General features: G+C 33.3%; 14 protein-coding genes and 2 pseudogenes. 8 read left to right on the top strand and 8 right to left on the bottom strand.

Annotated features, from left to right (window positions below):
• Positions 1 to 195 precede the first annotated feature (195 nt).
• Positions 196 to 876 (top strand): response regulator transcription factor, encoded by a 681-nt coding sequence (locus HMPREF1210_RS07065; RefSeq protein WP_016427949.1) that lies wholly within the window; start codon positions 196 to 198, stop codon positions 874 to 876.
• Positions 873 to 2,708: a cell wall metabolism sensor histidine kinase WalK gene (locus tag HMPREF1210_RS07060; protein ID WP_016427948.1), complete on the top strand. Its 1,836-nt coding sequence runs from the start codon at positions 873 to 875 to the stop codon at positions 2,706 to 2,708. The genes HMPREF1210_RS07065 and HMPREF1210_RS07060 overlap by 4 nt, the downstream gene beginning before the upstream one ends.
• A gap of 433 nt (positions 2,709 to 3,141) precedes the next feature.
• On the opposite strand, the gene HMPREF1210_RS18625 is transcribed toward HMPREF1210_RS07060, so the two are convergent.
• From HMPREF1210_RS18625 to HMPREF1210_RS07045, 3 genes are all read right to left on the bottom strand, one after another.
• On the bottom strand, positions 3,142 to 3,666 hold the full coding sequence (locus HMPREF1210_RS18625; protein ID WP_016427947.1) for a hypothetical protein: 525 nt from the start codon (positions 3,664 to 3,666) through the stop codon (positions 3,142 to 3,144).
• A 386-nt stretch (positions 3,667 to 4,052) separates the two neighbouring features.
• Positions 4,053 to 4,793: an N-acetylmuramoyl-L-alanine amidase gene (locus HMPREF1210_RS07050; protein ID WP_016427946.1), complete on the bottom strand. Its 741-nt coding sequence runs from the start codon at positions 4,791 to 4,793 to the stop codon at positions 4,053 to 4,055.
• A 110-nt stretch (positions 4,794 to 4,903) separates the two neighbouring features.
• Positions 4,904 to 5,851, bottom strand: a complete 948-nt coding sequence (locus HMPREF1210_RS07045) for a polysaccharide deacetylase family protein (RefSeq protein WP_016427945.1) — start codon at positions 5,849 to 5,851, stop codon at positions 4,904 to 4,906.
• Positions 5,852 to 6,053: 202 nt separating this feature from the next.
• Here HMPREF1210_RS07045 and HMPREF1210_RS07040 point away from each other — a divergent pair.
• Positions 6,054 to 6,260 (top strand): annotated as a pseudogene (locus tag HMPREF1210_RS07040) (transposase); the annotation flags it as partial.
• Between the two features lie 71 nt (positions 6,261 to 6,331).
• Here the strand turns inward: HMPREF1210_RS07040 and HMPREF1210_RS07035 are convergent.
• Genes HMPREF1210_RS07035 through HMPREF1210_RS07025 form a run of 3 tightly spaced genes read right to left on the bottom strand, consistent with a single transcriptional unit; the run spans position 6,332 to position 10,034 of the window.
• Complete coding sequence (locus HMPREF1210_RS07035; protein ID WP_016427943.1) at positions 6,332 to 7,444, bottom strand: Ger(x)C family spore germination protein; 1,113 nt, start codon at positions 7,442 to 7,444, stop codon at positions 6,332 to 6,334.
• On the bottom strand, positions 7,441 to 8,535 hold the full coding sequence (locus HMPREF1210_RS07030) for an endospore germination permease (protein WP_016427942.1): 1,095 nt from the start codon (positions 8,533 to 8,535) through the stop codon (positions 7,441 to 7,443). The genes HMPREF1210_RS07035 and HMPREF1210_RS07030 overlap by 4 nt, the downstream gene beginning before the upstream one ends.
• Positions 8,532 to 10,034, bottom strand: a complete 1,503-nt coding sequence (locus tag HMPREF1210_RS07025) for a spore germination protein (protein ID WP_016427941.1) — start codon at positions 10,032 to 10,034, stop codon at positions 8,532 to 8,534. Before HMPREF1210_RS07025 ends, HMPREF1210_RS07030 begins: the two co-directional genes overlap by 4 nt.
• 988 nt (positions 10,035 to 11,022) lie before the next feature.
• Here HMPREF1210_RS07025 and HMPREF1210_RS07015 point away from each other — a divergent pair.
• The gene (locus HMPREF1210_RS07015; RefSeq protein WP_016427939.1) at positions 11,023 to 11,502 is read left to right on the top strand and encodes an N-acetyltransferase; all 480 of its coding nucleotides are present in this window, start codon (positions 11,023 to 11,025) and stop codon (positions 11,500 to 11,502) included.
• A 324-nt stretch (positions 11,503 to 11,826) separates the two neighbouring features.
• Positions 11,827 to 12,366 carry a hypothetical protein gene (locus HMPREF1210_RS07010; protein WP_036659421.1) on the top strand — a complete coding sequence of 180 codons (540 nt, stop codon included), beginning with the start codon at positions 11,827 to 11,829 and terminating at the stop codon, positions 12,364 to 12,366.
• 379 nt (positions 12,367 to 12,745) lie between these two features.
• Here HMPREF1210_RS07010 and HMPREF1210_RS07005 read toward each other — a convergent pair whose 3' ends face one another.
• Positions 12,746 to 13,189, bottom strand: coding sequence for a carboxymuconolactone decarboxylase family protein (locus HMPREF1210_RS07005; RefSeq protein ID WP_016427937.1), 444 nt, complete (start codon positions 13,187 to 13,189; stop codon positions 12,746 to 12,748).
• 412 nt (positions 13,190 to 13,601) lie between these two features.
• Between HMPREF1210_RS07005 and HMPREF1210_RS18370 the strand changes: the two are divergent.
• The 3 genes and pseudogenes from HMPREF1210_RS18370 to HMPREF1210_RS06995 all read left to right on the top strand — a co-directional run.
• A pseudogene (locus tag HMPREF1210_RS18370) lies at positions 13,602 to 13,731 on the top strand (aldehyde dehydrogenase family protein); the annotation flags it as partial.
• Positions 13,732 to 13,773: 42 nt separating this feature from the next.
• Positions 13,774 to 14,460, top strand: coding sequence for a cyclase family protein (locus HMPREF1210_RS07000; RefSeq protein ID WP_016427936.1), 687 nt, complete (start codon positions 13,774 to 13,776; stop codon positions 14,458 to 14,460).
• A gap of 792 nt (positions 14,461 to 15,252) precedes the next feature.
• Positions 15,253 to 16,014 (top strand): YqjF family protein, encoded by a 762-nt coding sequence (locus HMPREF1210_RS06995; RefSeq protein ID WP_016427935.1) that lies wholly within the window; start codon positions 15,253 to 15,255, stop codon positions 16,012 to 16,014.
• Between the two features lie 543 nt (positions 16,015 to 16,557).
• On the opposite strand, the gene HMPREF1210_RS06990 is transcribed toward HMPREF1210_RS06995, so the two are convergent.
• Positions 16,558 to 16,800, bottom strand: a complete 243-nt coding sequence (locus HMPREF1210_RS06990; protein ID WP_016427934.1) for a hypothetical protein — start codon at positions 16,798 to 16,800, stop codon at positions 16,558 to 16,560.
• Positions 16,801 to 16,959: the final 159 nt, after the last annotated feature.

The following is a 16,959-nucleotide window of genomic DNA, read 5'->3' as shown; positions in this document are numbered from 1 at the left end:
TAGTACATTACCATTGGTAAACAATTAAATAACAATGGTAAAGTTGCAACATTTTTCTTATTTCCGGTTTTTTCCCTTTTAAATCTACTCCCGTTCTTAATAGGAACGATTTATTCATTTAAGTAATGGAGTAATCGAAGAGTTATTGGATAGAATCTAAGAATAAGGAGCATTGAAAGAGAGTGTGAATTGATAATGCAGTACAAAATTTTAATAGTAGAAGATGAGACTATTTTACGTGAAATTGTGAAAGATTATTTCCTAAACGAGGGTTATGAGGTGGTTGAAGCCATTGACGGTGAACAAGCATTAGAATCATTTCAAAAACATGCTTTTCATCTAATTATTCTTGATATCATGTTGCCAAAAGTAGATGGATGGACTGTTTGTAGAAGAATCCGTAAGGGATCAAATGTTCCAATCATCATGTTAACTGCACGTATTGATGAGGATGATACATTACTTGGGTTTGAGCTAGGTGCTGATGATTATGTCACAAAGCCATATAGTCCACCAATTTTATTAGCAAGAGTCAAACGTTTACTTGAAAGTCGATATCGATTGAATGAAGGATCAATAGATACTTTAACTAAAAATGGTATTACAGTAGATTTTTCTTCAAGGTTAGTAAAGGTAGAAGGAGTAAATATTAATTTAACACATACCGAATTTGAAATCTTAACATATTTAATGCAAAATCAAGGAATCGTGATTACAAGAGAACAACTCTTATATAAGATTTGGGGACATGACTACTTTGGTGATGATCGAACGATCAATACACATATTCGTAATTTACGAGCGAAATTAGGAAGCAAATCAAAACTGATTTCAACGATTATTCGAACAGGATATAAGTTTGAGGAGAGTTTATGAAATTCGGTATTGTTTTAAAATTATTTTTATTAACAACAACGTTATGTTTGTTAATTACAGGTACAATTTATATTGGTCAGACCATCTTCTTTAAGCAATACTATGAAAATCAGAAAGTAAATGATTTGAAATCAAGTATCAAATCATTTGAGAAACAATACTTAAAAAGTAATGGAAATGTGCAATCCATCCAGCAATTAGAGCAAGATTTTTATCGTACTCACAATACATGGATAACCACATTGGATCAAAATGGAAATATTATATCTTCAAATGATTATTATGCAGAAATTAAAATAAGTGACGCTAAAAATTCAAATCAATTCGTAACGATTCCACTGTATCATTTATTAAAAGGAGAAGATGTTTATAAAGATACTCCAACCATTATAATAGGAGAGGAAGTGGATCTTTATACGATTGAAAAAAATAATATAATAATCCCGTTTTATCTATATTTGGCACAGAATGATTCATATTTGGTAAATCAATTTATTTGGACAAACCTTGATAAGGAGTTCCAAATGGATCATCATAAAGAATTTAATCTGCAAGATAAAATAGCATTAACAATTAAATATCAATCTCAATATCATTCTAATTTTCAAATCAGTCAATCAAAAGGAATCATACAGAATGTACGATTTCCTGATCAAAATGATGTTTCCAGTATCATCTATAGTAATAGCTTATTTATGGAGCGTATTAGTGAATTCCAAACAGATTTATTGTTTAATGAAGAAAATCATTTCACAACGATCAAAACGCTTGATTATGAGCAAAATGGAATAAAATATAAGCTGTTCATTGATCCGGTTAAAGAAAAAAATGGGAACATCAGTTATATCTTTTCAATGGCTTCCTTACAACCTGTAGATGAAGCTGCACAAATGGTCAACGATTATTTTATATATTTGATAGCTTTTGTGTTACTACTAACTATTTTGGCTTCTTTTTACTATTCAATCAAAATTGCAAGACCATTATTAAAAATCAACAATTCAACTAGAAAAATTGCAGGCTTAGATTTTTCAGAACGAATTGAATATTACTCTAAAGATGAAATAGGCGATTTATCTCAGAATATAAATTTACTATCGGATACACTACATTCGCACATTACTCAGCTACAGCAAGACATTGAAAAAGAAAAACAGTTAGAGAATACTAGAAAAGAATTTATCTCAAGTGTCTCACATGAATTGAAGACCCCACTAAGTATTATGAAAAGTTGTATTTCGATCCTGAGAGACGGTGTTGCTAGTCATAAGAAGGATTACTACTTTGAAGCGATGGAAAAAGAAGTCGACAAGATGGATCGTTTAATTATTGATATGCTTGAACTAGCAAAGTACGAGTCCGGAACGTACAGAATGAAAATGGAATCTTTTTATTTAGACAAAGTAATTGAGCATATTTGTCATGAATTACATTTAGAAATAGAGAAAAAGCAATTAACCATTCATAAAGAATTGAATTCAATAAAAGTTTTAGCAAATCAACATCTTATCGAACAAGTCATTACGAACTACATTACAAATGCAATCCGTTATACGCCTTTGAATGAGCATATCTATATTTCGACCATCGTAGAGAATGAGCAGGTAAAAGTTTGCGTGGAAAATAAAGGGTCGCATATTCCAGTTGACCAATTAGAAAAGGTTTGGGAACGATTCTATCGAGGTGATACGTCTAGACAACGATCAGAAGGTAGTACTGGATTAGGCCTTGCCATTTCGAAAAATATATTAAATCTACATGGTGTGAAGTGTGGTGTCATGAATACTTCAGATGGAGTACTATTTTACTTTTATTTAAATATGAATCTTTGAAATGTACTGTATTTAAACATCACGTTACCATCCAATCTTTCATTTGAAGTAGATGACTGTTATTAAATGTGGTATGAAAGAAAGAGCGTCCTCCTAGCGAACTGCTATGAGACAGGGATCAAATCTCACCCATGTTTTGATTTGTGTTTATTTGGTTTTATAGATACTCAGCTATCTTAATTCACTTGCTCTTTTTAACTTCTGCTGGATAACTTACTATTGTACCCATATAAAAACACCTCCAAGTTGTCTTTAGGTATTACATACCTGTTTTTCAACTTAAGGTGTTTTTATTTGTCTCAAACTATGGGGTCAGTTCCCAGTCAAAAAGAGGAGGCATTCTTGTTTTACTTAAGATTTTAATATTCGAATTTTCTTAAATCGGTAAAGCGGTGAAACAGAATATTAATTCCAAGGTGTTTCAGTTCTGTGCTCAATTACTTTTGTGCTCAATTACTTGTAATACTTTCGGTTCAATATCTTTTAAACGTTGTTCCATTGAAGCAGAGTTTTTAGGAACTTCTCCATTTTCTTCACCTTGAATCTGCACGATAGTTTGTGCTTTCGCAATGACCTCAATCACTTGTTGTGTAGAAACATTTTTAGATGATGCAATTTCATCAACCGATTTTCCAGTTGCTAATTCTTGTTTTAATTCTGCACCATTCATATTTAATAAAGAAAATAGGTCCTGATTATTTAAAAACTCATTCGCAAAGTAATCAGGCTGACCATCCCATGTGAAAAAAGCCTCATCAGTAAAACTATATTGAGTTGGTATTTTTTTGCTTTCTTGTACTTTTACTTCTTGTTTTGTTATTTCATTCGATTCTTTGTTAACTATTTGTACCGCTTTTACTGACTCATCTTTCTGATTTTGTGTAGCATAGGCACTTCCAGTTCCTACTAATAATGCTGTTGAAATACTAAGTACAGTGAATAAATTCTTTTTACCCATTTAAATTCCTCATTTCATAGTTTTATTTGCCTTACAAAAACGATTATAATTGGACAATGTAAAGATGAAACCAAGACGATATCAATTGGAAATAAAGTTTTTTAACTTCTGTGAAATTTTAATATCCCTCATTTCATTGTTTTATTTGTCTTACAAAATGATTATCACCAGACAATGTTAAGATGAAGTCAAGAAGGTATCAATTGGAAATAAAGTTTTTGTATTTTGTGGAATTTTAAACCAAAAGATTACCGATTAACTTACCATAAAGATACTTGCCGTTATTGTTTAATTTTTTTAAAATCCAATTAGTCTTGTCAATGCAGTTCAGAAGTATTTTTGATTATTTTTTATAGACATTAACTTCTTATTTTTTTATATGTGGTTTAAATATTACTACTTAAAGAATCGATTATTCCGTCAACAATTGAATTTGCCGTGTTTTTTTGAAACTCTTCTGAAGTCATACGCGCTTCATCTTTTGAATTTGAGATGAACCCAAGTTCAAGTAAGATGGCTGGTCTTGAGTTTTCTCTTAATACATAAAGGTCTCCTAATCTTACTCCACGATTTCTAGCATCTAGTCCATTTTTAAATATATTTTCATGTATTAATTTCGCTATAGGCTCGTCCGTATTATTATAATAAGTTGTAATGCCTTCAACATCATTTGTAAAAAAGGCATCAAAGTGTATACTAACAAACAGATCTGCATTCTCTTCTTCTGCAATTTTCACACGATCTTCAAGTGATACTTTCACATCGTCTTTACGGGTTAAAATAACAGTAGCACCAGTACGTTCCTCTAAATTATTTTGAATATTTTTAGACATTGTTAATGTTACATCTTTTTCAATTGTTCCATTCTGTCCACTTGCACCAATATCCCCTCCGCCATGACCGGGATCAATTACGATTGTTTTACCTGTTAAGATCTTTGTAGTAGTTTTTACTTTATTTTCATAAGATGCTTCAGCTGAATTCACAATCTTTTCAGAAGATTCTTTAGCTAAACCTTCATTATTTCCCAGCATTCCATTACCTTGAAGTTTTATGATAGAAAATACCACTATAAATGCCATTACTAATAAAAAAATATATCCGTTCTTATTCTTTCTCTTTCGCATGAATATTCCCCCTAATTTTAATAACTATCTTCTAGATTTTAAAAGTCTAATTGTTGTTAATGGCGATAAAATCAATATTTTAGATATGATGAGTATGTAGATTATCCATTTTAAAGACGCCCATCATCCCAGAAATTTAATGGGAAATGTTCTTCGGGATTATATACCTTAATTTCATATTCTTCGCTTCTTAAATAGTTAATAATTTCTGGAAGTGCGTCCAAAGTCGATTGATTTTCATGGAATAAAATGACTTCAATATTTTTTGTTGTTTGCCTTCTTACTTCATTTACAACTTTTGAAGAGTTAACAGAATCCCTCCAATCCTGTGTATCCACACTCCAATCCCAAATTTTAAATCCTGCTTCAACTGAATCATTGCGAAGTCCTAAATTCAAACCTGGTTTCGATCCATAAGGGGCGCGTACTAAAGTGGTATCTTCACCTGTCACTTGTTTGATAATTGAGATTGTTTGTTGCATTTCTAGTACAAATTGATTTTCTTTATAAAGGCTATGATAGTCATGCGTCATACTGTGAGCTCCGACATAATTACCTTCGGTAACGGCACGTTTCACTTCATTGGGATAGCGATTTATGCGGTCTCCAACCATAAAGAAAGTCGCATTTATTTGTTCCCTATTTAATACGTCAAGAAATTGGTGTGTCAACTCACTAGGTCCATCATCGAATGTCAAATAGACGACTTTCTGATTTTTGCCAGAGGGTTGTTTGTTATTTGTTTGAATTACATCACTTTCTGGGTTTGGATTAATTGGATCAGTTTGGTTATTTTCTTTTTTTTCATTTGGTTTCTCCACAGGTGGTTTCATATCATTTGAAAGGTTTGTATCGTCGTTTGCTATCTCTTTGGTGCCATTTTTCGGTTTCTTTATTTGCTGCTGTGCATTCACTGAACCTCTTGCTACATTTACATCTCCAAAATCTTTTAACATTCCAATGAAAAGGTAAATGAGTGAGAATACAATTACTAGCCCAAACAGGCTTACAATTCCTCTTTTTAATCTCTTTTGTTTTCTCGTTTCTCGAGATCTCATCTATATTTCACCACGCTCTCCTCTACTTACAAATTATTACTATTAATCTGCTAACAATAATGATAATGCTCGTAAATAAAGATGGGCTAAAGATGAGATAAATACTAAGGCAAGATTTGAATGAAGTTTACTTCGTCATAAATGATATGTAATAGAAGAGAAGTTGCATCCTAACTAAAGGGGCAGCATTCCTGTTAGAAAGATTTCCGGGGGCTTGCAAGAAAAAGAGCCTTCAACGATGAAAGAAACTCAGAAGACAGAAGTAGTTGTTGGAATTGAACCTACGGGTCACTACTGGATGAATTTAGCTTATTTCCTAGACCAATATGGAATCCCACTCGTCATGGGCAATCCAATGCACGTCAAACGATCGAAAGAACTAGATGATAATTTACCAACCAAACATGAGGAGGGGATGAGAGTTCCACAGTTACCAAGTCCCGAAATTCTTCGTTATTGAAAAATAAAAACAGGTAATGTCTAATAGACAGCACCTGTTTTTATAATACTTACATTTACTTTTGGCTCTATTTGAACATTTTTATAATCTTCATCCCAATTCATTTTCTTCCATATGTCAGGATGTGTATTAGCTAATCTCATTCCAATACCAAATGCATCGCAATTTGCTTGTAAAAGAATAGCTATTACTTCCTTAGCCTGATTGGTTAATTCTACAGAAATTTCTTTATTTAATTTTTTTATATTTAAATCTTTAGTGAGATTTTGTGGATAGGTATTCACTTCTATTTGGATGCTAATATCTATGTTACAAGTTATATCTCCACTTGTTTTGTCTACCTTTATCTCCATATTTCTTTTCATCTTCCGTGTAGAAAAAGCAATGGATCGATCTTCTTCACTCGCTTGAATTAGCATGAGTTCCATATTGTTCGTCTTTTTTAATTGATCGAGTAATAGTAATAATAAACTGCTTTGCTCCTTTGATAAGGTTTTTCCAGAAAACTTATCTCCATTAAAAAGGGCTACCCCAGCAATCGCAATTTTATCTGATTCTCCTTTTTCTAAATATGGTAAGATAAAGTCTTTGCCAGTAGTTAGAATGTTTGTCCATACAGTAAAAATAGTTTCTTCTGGTAATAAGGTAGATTCCTCTGCTTCTTCAATCGTTTGTAAAATAAAGAATGCAATCGGGCTTTTTTCTTTTTCCGAAGATATGATATCTTCTGCTTTGCCTTTTGTAATCGCAATTTTGGCTACAATATTCGAGTCTTTTCCTCGATAAAAAGGATCTAGTAATTGAAGAATCCCATTTTGAGCCAATTCATCACCGATTAAAATAATATGTGCTTGACTGAAATCCACCTGCCCAGCTGTCATGCTATTAATATCGATTCCTAAACCCGCCAAAGTAGGTCTTTCAGCACTCACAAGTTCATCTTCAATTTCAAATTGTCCTCCTCCTTTACTTTTTATATTCAAGGCTCGAACTGTAGCGTGTATTTTGCCTTCTTCTGTTAAATCAAAACTGATTCCGTTTACGAGTGTTTTATTAACAAGCTGGTGTTGGTCCCAACAACCTGCCAAAAAGATATTTATGATTATCAAAATTAGTAAGAGTCTGTTTCTCAAGCTGTATCACCAGTTTCATGCTTTTTAAATATGATTGACAGAATTAATAAGAGAGCTGGAATGACAAAGACAACGGCATAACTTAAATAAGTAACATATTTGCTAAAAAGAAGCGTGATTTCATCAGTATGAGGAATAAGTGAAATCAAAAATATAAGAATTCCATTTATCACGACAGTCTTTTTATAAGACTTTTTCTCATTACTAATACTTTTACTTGCAAGGAATAAATAAGCAATAATTGACGTTGTCATTGGTACAATCCAAATCGAGAGAAAAATCAAATCTACGTGATCAATCATTTTATAAGATAGTCCCCTTAAAAGATATAACACTGGCTCTCTTATTTGATTCATTTGATCAGGACTAAAACTGATTAAACAAATGAAGACTAAATAGGTGTAGAAGCCTGTGACGAAGATATTTGCCATTGATATGGTTTTTAATACTCCTTTGTTATTATGAATAATAAAGGGATATAAAAACAATAATCCTTCAAAACCCAACTTCGATAATAATGCACTCTTGCTGCCAATTAGAATGTTTTTAATGCCTGAACTCCCAATTGGAAGGATGAATTGAATCTCTTTCGGAAGTATTAGAGTAAAAAGAGTAATAAACAGTAATACGATTATCAGCGTAGAAGCTAGAACAAAAAATCTGGCTATTATTTTTAAATTGCTGACGGTCAAATAAATACTGGTGATTAATAAAAGCAAGGATATAGCCCAGTTCGGCGTTAAAGGCAATAATAGTAATTTTATTACTTTCACCATTAGAATGGTTAATAAACTTCCGGTCATAATAAAATAAAAGTAAAAGATAAAATTTAATATTTTTCCCAAAAAACCGCCAAGGATATTCTGGGTTATTTTTGTAAATGTATCATTTGGAAATCTTTTTAATAATAACCAATATACAACCAACAAGAATTGGACAATTATCCCTGCTAAAATGATCGATATCCACGAGTCCCCTTTTGCTGATTCTTGGACAACATTTGGTAAAGAAAAAAGACCAATACCAATCTGACTTTGAATTAATACAAAAAACAACTGAAACTTTGTAATTGATATTTTTTCAGTAATCACTTCTTCTTCCACCCCCGTGTATGCCATTGTTGTTTTTTGTATACGGGCTTGGAGTCTGTTGGTCGTGTGTTAAGTTTCCAAAAAGGGAGTCTCACGAATGTATCTTTTATGTCCGCTATGTTAAAAGGTGCGAATGGCGCAAAGTAAGGCATACCAAAGGATTCTAATTTACAAAGGTGAATAACGAGCACCATTAATGCAAGTACAATTCCAAAAAACCCGAACAATGATGCGGCTATCATGACAGGAAATCCCAATAACCTAGCACTGGTTCCCATTTCATTTACTGGTGCTATGAATGAAGCTATGGCAGTGAGTCCAATTACAACAATCATCGTATTTGAAACTAAATTCGCTTCCACTACGGCTGTCCCAATTACAAGCCCCCCCACAATACCAATTGTTTGAGCAATCGGAGTAGGTAAACGAATGGAAGCTTCTTTTAGTAACTCAAGAATGATTTGCATCGTAAAAGCTTCTATTAAAGGATGAAAGGGGACGTATTCTAATGAAACCCTGATGGAATATAAAATTCCAATTGGAAGTACTTCAGAATGAAAAGAAACGATGGCAATGTAAATTGCCGGCAAACTGATAGCAATGATAAAACTAAAGAAGCGAATAAATCGAAAAAAAGAACCTACTAGCCAACGACTATTATAATCATCAGGCGATTGGTAAAATGCAAAAAAAGTAATTGGCAAAATTAAAATTCTAGGACTACCATCAACAAGTAATATGATTTTCCCTTCGGTTAAGTACGACGCAGCTCTATCAGGCCTTTCAGTAGACAACATTTGAGGAAAAGGAGTATAAGGATTGTCCTCAATGTAATCCTCTACTTCGCCAATTGAAAGTAGTTGATCAACTTCAATAGAAGTAATTCTTCGTTCAACTTCTTCTAGAATTTTTTTATTTGCAAGATTTTCTATAAACACCATACTTACTTTCGTATTTGTAAGTTTTCCTAAAGTGAAAAATTTCACTTTTAATTGAGGGCTTTTTATTCTCCTTCTCAAAAGTAGAATATTAGTACCTAAATTTTCGACAAACCCATCATGAGAACTTATAATACTCCGTTCATTAACAGGTTCTTCTATAGTACGCGCTGAAATTTCTCCTACAGCGACTGACTTTGCAATCGCATCATTCTCTAATAAAATAGTACAGAAACCTTCTAATAAACTAGCCCCTACTTCTGAAATTTTTGAAGAACATTTCAATTCAGTAGCCTTCACTACATTTTGAATTTCTCCTGATTTCATTTCCAATATAGGACCTATAACAGAAGATTGAAGAAAATCTTTTTTCACCATCGAATCTAGAAAAAGAATAGTGCAATCCTTGTTATTAAACATCATATCTTTAACTATTAAGTCTTCTGTTTGACAAAGATATTCTCGGATAGTATGTATATTTTTGTTAATATCATTAGTAAGTTGTTGATCGCTTTCATTGACATGATAATTGTGTAATGAATTTTTTTTAAAGAAACTCATCTTAGAATACTCCTCGCCTCGACTTCTAGTTGCTATTATTCTTTCCGTTTTTTAGCTTTGCTATGCTTATCAAATTATTTTGCTGGATGAAAAACCGAAAGGATTCCATTTTCTGGACCACCTGATGTATGGGCAGCTTCATTGGTGAATTGGCTTTTAGGTTAGCTACTGCAAAAGAAATAAAAGTATATACATCAGAAGATGAACCTAAGAGATATAAAGTATGGGTAGAGTAGAGTTTCCCAATTAAGAGTAAAAATATATCGGCAGGTGCTTTAGTTAAAGAACATTGGGCTGATTTCAGCTCTTTTTTTGAACTAACGGGGCAGTTTAGTTGAAGAAAGATTTGGTACAAAAGGGACGATATACTAAGTTGATTAAAGGAGAGACGATATGATTACTGTCCAAAATGCTGAAGGTTTCCTCAAAGAGAAGATTGGTGAAAATACAACTAATATAGCAAATGTTTGGAATGAATTTAAATCGTTTGGAAGATAACCAGTTGAAGGAGAAGAGGAAATAGCTTACTCTTCCAATGTGGAGTATACGTTTTTACAGGAGAAAAATTATTTTATTTTGATTTCGTTAGACAATTTACTGTCTATGAAGATAACGAATATTCAGTGATGGAACAACTCCATTGTGAATTTGTATTTTCCCCAACTAATGAACTTAGAAGTTTGGAAACGTCAGAATGGTATTTTGATACCGATGGTGATGTGGATGATTTTTATCATTTGGTCGAAAATCTTGAAGAGTTTAAAATACCATTAAAAATAGAACCTTTACGATTAAATTGTTATCAAGAACAAATATAGGTTATTTAACTACCTAGTGCATTGCTTCAATAAGGGAAGCAAAGCACCTTTCTTATTGAACTAACGGGGCAGTTTAGTTCAACAGGGATAGTTAAATAAATTATCTTTAATGATGTAATCACTACATTTAGAGTGGTAGGATATAGAAAAAATGAATGGGGAATTATTATATGGAAAAGTTTAACAGTGTCGAACTAAAGCATTTTTCAAGTGAGTATATGAAAGTATTGAACTCTTTTGTACTTACAGAAGAACAAAAACAATTTTCTGCATTACCAAACAAATTTGGGGAAGTTACAGAAGGACAGTATCGTATTGTTATTTTAAGTGATAATACACCTGTTGGTTTCTTTCTACTAAATTCAAATGACCGAGTAAAGAAATACTCCACTAATCTGAACGCTTTGTTATTAACTGCTCTATCAATTAATAATACAGAGCAAGGAAAAGGCTACGCTAAACAAGGGATGTCATTACTGATTGAGTTTGTTAAATCAGAATTCCCTAAATGTGATGAAATTGTATTAGTTGTAGATAAAGATAATATTCCAGCACAAAAACTATATTTAAAAGTAGGATTTGAAGATACAAATGAGAGACAAATAGGACGTATCGGCGAAGAAATTATCATGAGACTATCAATAAAATAATGTATAAGACCACAACTAAAAATAACTGCATTTTACGATGCACCAAATTTATCAATTATACAAATAGAAAAACGGTTAGCTAATTACCATAAATTTTTAAAAAAGATTGATTAAAATGGATTCATTCGTTGTGATTTAGTTTGCATTATATGAGAATTAAAAGATCAGTTAAATACTAAGTAATACTTTCCGTTTAGAAACGTGTTCGCCAATGATCTTTGAATAAATCGTTACTAAACAGCTGAATATTTGGTAATTCATTTACAGGGGAGTTTATCTGTGATAATATAACTAAATATTCCCAAGATTAAAGGAGATTGAATGATGAAAAAACTATTATTGCTTATTGCTTCACTTTCTTTAGTTCTTGCAGCTTGTACTGAAGACAAAGAAGAGAAAAAAGTTACAACGACTGAAGGAACTAAACCTGAAGAAACTATATCTGAAGAAAAAGCGAACCCTGCTGGAGATATGATGAAGTTTTACTTATCAATCTCTCAATCTATTAATGCTGTAGATGCAGATCTAAATGCATATGAAAATATAGATGTAGAAGCACCTCCAGAAGCTGCTGAGCTTAAAAAAATGCGGGATGCTGCAAAAATAGCTGCTGGAAATGCTGCGGTTAAAGTAGAAGAATTAGAAGTTCCAGCTGGATTAAAAGATCATCAAGAAACAATTGACTTAGCATTAAACAAAATGCAAGAAGCTTATACAATGAAAGCAGACGCATTAGCTGCAGAAGGTGACGTTGTATTAGATGAGGCAAATGCTAAATTTGAAGAGGCTGAAGCTGAATTAAATAAGGTACTTAAAGAAGTCGGCTTAGCAGAATCAAGTATTGCCAGCGAAGTAGCACAATAAGAAAAAATCGTCCGATAGAACGGACGATTTTTTTTTTTAACATTATGTCAGTTGGTATATATACCATGTGAAGCCAGCTGCCTTTAAAGGGCAGCTTTTCTTATGGAGTTATGAAATCGAATACTTCCCAATCCGGGTGTTATGTCTACTAGGAGTGCATGCAGCACACTCGTTCAGCGATAGAATAGATATTTTACAGAACGCATTTTTTCTTCAACTAACTGGTGCTTTACTTCAATAAGGAGTGAAGCCTTTTTTCTTATTGAACTAACAGGGCAGTTTAGTTCAATAAGAGAATGACTGTGTAATGTTGCTTTTGACACAAACTGTGCAACAAAATAAATGAAAAAACGAACACCAAAGGATGTTCGTTAAGAAGTTAAATCTTTGTTGGTGTATTGCCCATTGCAATAGAGATTCTATTCCAACTGTTTATCTGATTAATAATAAGAACTAGATCAACATATTGTTTTTCATCATAATGTTCTCGGACACGCTTGTATAAGTCATCAGGAACTCTTTTAGTAGGGATTAGAGTAATATGCTCAGATAGTTCGAGAGCAACTTTCTCTTCAGGTGTATAAAAAGAACATTCATTCCAAGCATTTAAACAATAAATGCGTTGTTCGGATTCACCCATCTTACGAGCATCAGATGTATGCATATCTATACAGAAGGCACAACCGTTAATTTGAGAGGCTCTAATTTTGATTAACTCTCTAGTAGTTCTATTAATTGTAGTCTGCTTAGTGTACTTCTCCATATCCATCATAATTTTCATACCATCAGGTGCAATATCATAATAGGGAACTCTTTGACTCATAAGGCAAGACTCCTTTGATTTTAAGATACTAATATTATACCTTTATACGAAAATTAGCACTAAGATTTTGTTTGTATGACATTCAAAATCAAGAGGAACTTCAGATGTAATTAGTTGCTTCACAGTTCGATGATGATATGCAAAAGTAGATGCTAACTCAGCTAACGGATGCTTTACTTCAAAAAGAGTAATGCATTTCTTGTTCAACTAACGGGGTCTCCAAATATTGAGGTTATTAAAGAGTTATTGTCAATTTGGGTTTTAGATGATGAATTCACTTATCGACTGACTATTTTTCATTAGAAATGTTAGAATATTTTCCTTTTTCTCCAGCACCATCTTTAATGATGTTTCAAAAGTGGAATATAAATGTCTAGAGTTCGGTAAGATCCGGATATGTTGCCATTTCTGAAAATCAGGACAGGTGTTTATCAATAGTTACGGAGCTGCCGGAGGAGTCCAAATACCTTTTGGAGGATACAAAAAAAAGCGGAATTGGCAGAGAAAAAATCCATCTTGCCTTGAGCAATTACGTCCATTAAATTAGGGATCTAATATAACTAAAATATAGGGAGCGTGTCAGTATGTCAAAATACGTTGAAATTGGTTACCCAATTTATGAAGGAATGCCCGTTTATCCAGGTTTGCCTGAAGTGAAATTAGAACCAAGAGAACGCTTGAACAAAGGAGATGACTGGAACGGCAGCGTATTGAGTATGTATCTTCATGCCGGGACCCATGTTGATGCCCCGCGACATCATTTGAATAATGGCAAGGGAATAGACGCTATTCCTATTGAAGATTTTATCTATCGGAAGCCTTTGGTAATCGATTGCCCGGTAGGCCCTAACGGCTTTATCACCATTGAAAAGTTAGAGGAATATGAAGAGCTGAACGAAGCTGATATTCTAATCTTCAATACGAGTCATTGGAAACACCGGGATACGGATTTCGAGAAATACGCCAATAATTTCCCGGCTGTCTCCCCGGAAGCCGCCGAATATATCCGAACAAAATTGCCTAACTGCAAAGCTGTGGCCATTGATACGTTGAGCATTGAAAACCTGACAGAAGCAAAAGGAAACGGCTATTTTGTGCATCATGCCTTCTTGGATCATGAAAAGTATGAAGAACCGACGATGCTCATCTATGAAGACATCAATCCAGAGCCATTGATCGGCAAAAAGCTCACTTCTGCCTTTACAGCACCGCTTCGCATCAAAGATCACGATGCCTCTATCGTCAATATCGTCGTTGAAGTTGAAGAATAAAAGCCCTTCCTGAATTCTGAAAAGTATGCGAAGCCCATAAAATTCAAAACTTGTAAATAAGGCAGTGGTTTTGGTATCGTACGCTCACGATCTAGGAAATCACGCGTCAAAGTAATTAAATCTATGGGTTGATTATTCAGAATTGAAGAAAGTTAAGAAGGTAAAACAGATATATTTTCAAGATGCATATCTGAAATGTGTAATACGCGAAATGGCTCTCCATCTATTGGTGTATCATCATTTTATAAAAATATTGTTAACGATAAACTGCTTGGTATTCTTATTCCCTCTATAAAAAAAAGAGATAAGACAGTTCAATAAAAATACTAATCAATAACATTCTTAATCTCTTCCTTAATAAATCATAAAACAGAGGAGGAGTGGAGGTTAGCTGTAATTAATTCGATTACTTCCATAGAATATGCCGATAACAGCAAGATGAAGTTAATTTATTTAAGTATAATTAACTCCAGATTCCTAATACTAACTAAACTTTCGAAGCATAACATGGAGGTAGGTTAATCGCGATGAGATTTATTGCTTGGAGTGCAGTAGGTGCTGGGCAAAGTTATATGCCCTAGAGGATTCCACATTTTGGGGGCTTTTTTATTGAACCTCTCATTTTTATTAGGCTTGATCTATTATATAAAAGGCTAATCAATTCATTTATTTTAATTGAAAAATAAGAATTAGTGCACTTTTTTATTGAAGTAGAACAAGGATTTTCTAATTGAGATAACTGTAGCAGAATAGTTACATTTGTAAATGATGGTAAAGAGCGGTGGATTAGTTATGGGAGAACATATTGACTCAAAAATAACCCGATGGGACGACAGTCATCGCCAATGGCCACTACCACATTTACCATGGACGATGAAGCAGACTTGGAACGACCTTTTATTTGCCCACTATCCTATTAAACTTGAGGTGTTACGAAGACTAGTACCCGATGTGCTAGCGATAGACTCTTTTAATGATATGGGCTGGATAGGTGTAGTTCCATTTCATATGACTGGCATACGATTACGAGGCTTACCGCCTCTGCCTGGTACTAATCGCTTTCCTGAGCTCAACGTCCGAACGTATGTAACGATTGATGGTAAGCCAGGCATTTACTTTTTTAGTCTGGATGCTACCAATTTGCTTGCAATAAAGACGGCTAAAATATTTTACCACTTACCATATTTATATGCTGATATTGTGGTGAAGCATAATGGACCTACCGTTGAATATGAAAGCAGGAGACTAAGTGACGATAATTCAAAATTGCTCTGTAGCTATTGGCCAATTTCTGAACCGTTTCACGCAGCTAAAGGCACTTTTGATGAATGGATGTCCGAGCGCTATTGTTTATATACACTGAACAAAAGGGGAGTACCCTTACGATGTGATATTTTGCATCAACCATGGATGCTTCAGCACGCAGAAGCAGAAATAAGTCATAACACGATATTATCCAACCAGGGAATTCAAGTTGAAAGTGCCCAGCCTATCTTGCATTTCTCAAAAAAAATAGAGGTCCGCATGTGGCCTTTAGTACATGCAATTGACTAATCGATAGGATACTTAGGCCCAATTTATATGCGAATTTGGAATCCTTTTTGTATGTTTAATTTAGAGTTTGTACCAGATAACTGAGCGGGTTAAGTGTTTTGTGGAAGGGCTATTATTTTTGGTCACTCGGAGTGAAAAACAAAGAAGAAAGCCACCCACTGGGCTATATGTAACACACTATATCATTAAAAGAAAAAACACCATCTCATAAGAGATAGTGTTTTTTTGGAAGAACTCTTCGTTCCTTAAGAGTTCTCGAGGGTTTGGCACCCAATAAATCTGACTGAGTTGAAAACAAAACATTAACTTCAAACTAACAATCCAAATTATTGGAAGCCAAAACTACAATATGTTAGTGAACTTAAAGTTCACGACTGTTATCATAATAGAACATAATGCAATACAAAACAATGATTATTTTTACTCATAATATTTCAATCAAAATGTAGCCTATTAAAACCTCAACCTTCAAACGAAAAACGATAGCCATTTCGTAATTTAACAGAGCCAAATAAAAAAACCGGTTAGTATACCTAACCAGTTTTACATCACGCCTGAGTTATTTGAAAGTGACCTTCTAGTTTTATTTACTACTTCTCCATTATATTCAAGCCATTTTTCTTTTTCTCGCTCTACTGCTCGATTTTGCCATTCAAACCAAACAAACGTACATTCACTACAATGATTGTCTACACCACTATTATTGTTCATATCTCTACGTGTAAATAAGGTTCTTTTAAGACAGTTGTAGCAATAAATTATTTTATCATCACTTTTTATTATCATAATTATCTTTCCCTCCAATTATACAATATTTATTGTCTATTAATTGGCTACTTATACTTTAATTAAATAATTTTACTAAATAAATAGGACTGTTATTAATTATTAGATGCTAGTAGTCATTCTTATGCACGGTATTAACGCAAATAATGCACCCAATAA

The organism is Paenisporosarcina sp. HGH0030 (assembly GCF_000411295.1).
In the GTDB taxonomy this organism is placed as follows: domain Bacteria; phylum Bacillota; class Bacilli; order Bacillales_A; family Planococcaceae; genus Paenisporosarcina.
The sequence above is the reverse complement of the archived record's forward strand: the minus strand, read 5'-3'. Positions and strand labels throughout refer to the sequence as shown.

Bases quoted from the DNA above. Each gene is read 5' to 3' on its own strand.
- HMPREF1210_RS07060 (WP_016427948.1), top strand. From the start codon at position 873: ATGAAATTCGGTATTGTTTTAAAATTATTTTTATTAACAACAACGTTA.
- HMPREF1210_RS07065 (WP_016427949.1), top strand. From the start codon at position 196: ATGCAGTACAAAATTTTAATAGTAGAAGATGAGACTATTTTACGTGAA.
- HMPREF1210_RS18625 (WP_016427947.1), bottom strand. From the start codon at position 3,666: ATGGGTAAAAAGAATTTATTCACTGTACTTAGTATTTCAACAGCATTA.
- HMPREF1210_RS07005 (WP_016427937.1), bottom strand. From the start codon at position 13,189: ATGAGTCAAAGAGTTCCCTATTATGATATTGCACCTGATGGTATGAAA.
- HMPREF1210_RS07045 (WP_016427945.1), bottom strand. From the start codon at position 5,851: ATGAGATCTCGAGAAACGAGAAAACAAAAGAGATTAAAAAGAGGAATT.
- HMPREF1210_RS06995 (WP_016427935.1), top strand. From the start codon at position 15,253: ATGGGAGAACATATTGACTCAAAAATAACCCGATGGGACGACAGTCAT.
- HMPREF1210_RS07050 (WP_016427946.1), bottom strand. From the start codon at position 4,793: ATGCGAAAGAGAAAGAATAAGAACGGATATATTTTTTTATTAGTAATG.
- HMPREF1210_RS07015 (WP_016427939.1), top strand. From the start codon at position 11,023: ATGGAAAAGTTTAACAGTGTCGAACTAAAGCATTTTTCAAGTGAGTAT.
- HMPREF1210_RS07000 (WP_016427936.1), top strand. From the start codon at position 13,774: ATGTCAAAATACGTTGAAATTGGTTACCCAATTTATGAAGGAATGCCC.
- HMPREF1210_RS07010 (WP_036659421.1), top strand. From the start codon at position 11,827: ATGAAAAAACTATTATTGCTTATTGCTTCACTTTCTTTAGTTCTTGCA.
- HMPREF1210_RS07025 (WP_016427941.1), bottom strand. From the start codon at position 10,034: ATGAGTTTCTTTAAAAAAAATTCATTACACAATTATCATGTCAATGAA.
- HMPREF1210_RS06990 (WP_016427934.1), bottom strand. From the start codon at position 16,800: ATGATAATAAAAAGTGATGATAAAATAATTTATTGCTACAACTGTCTT.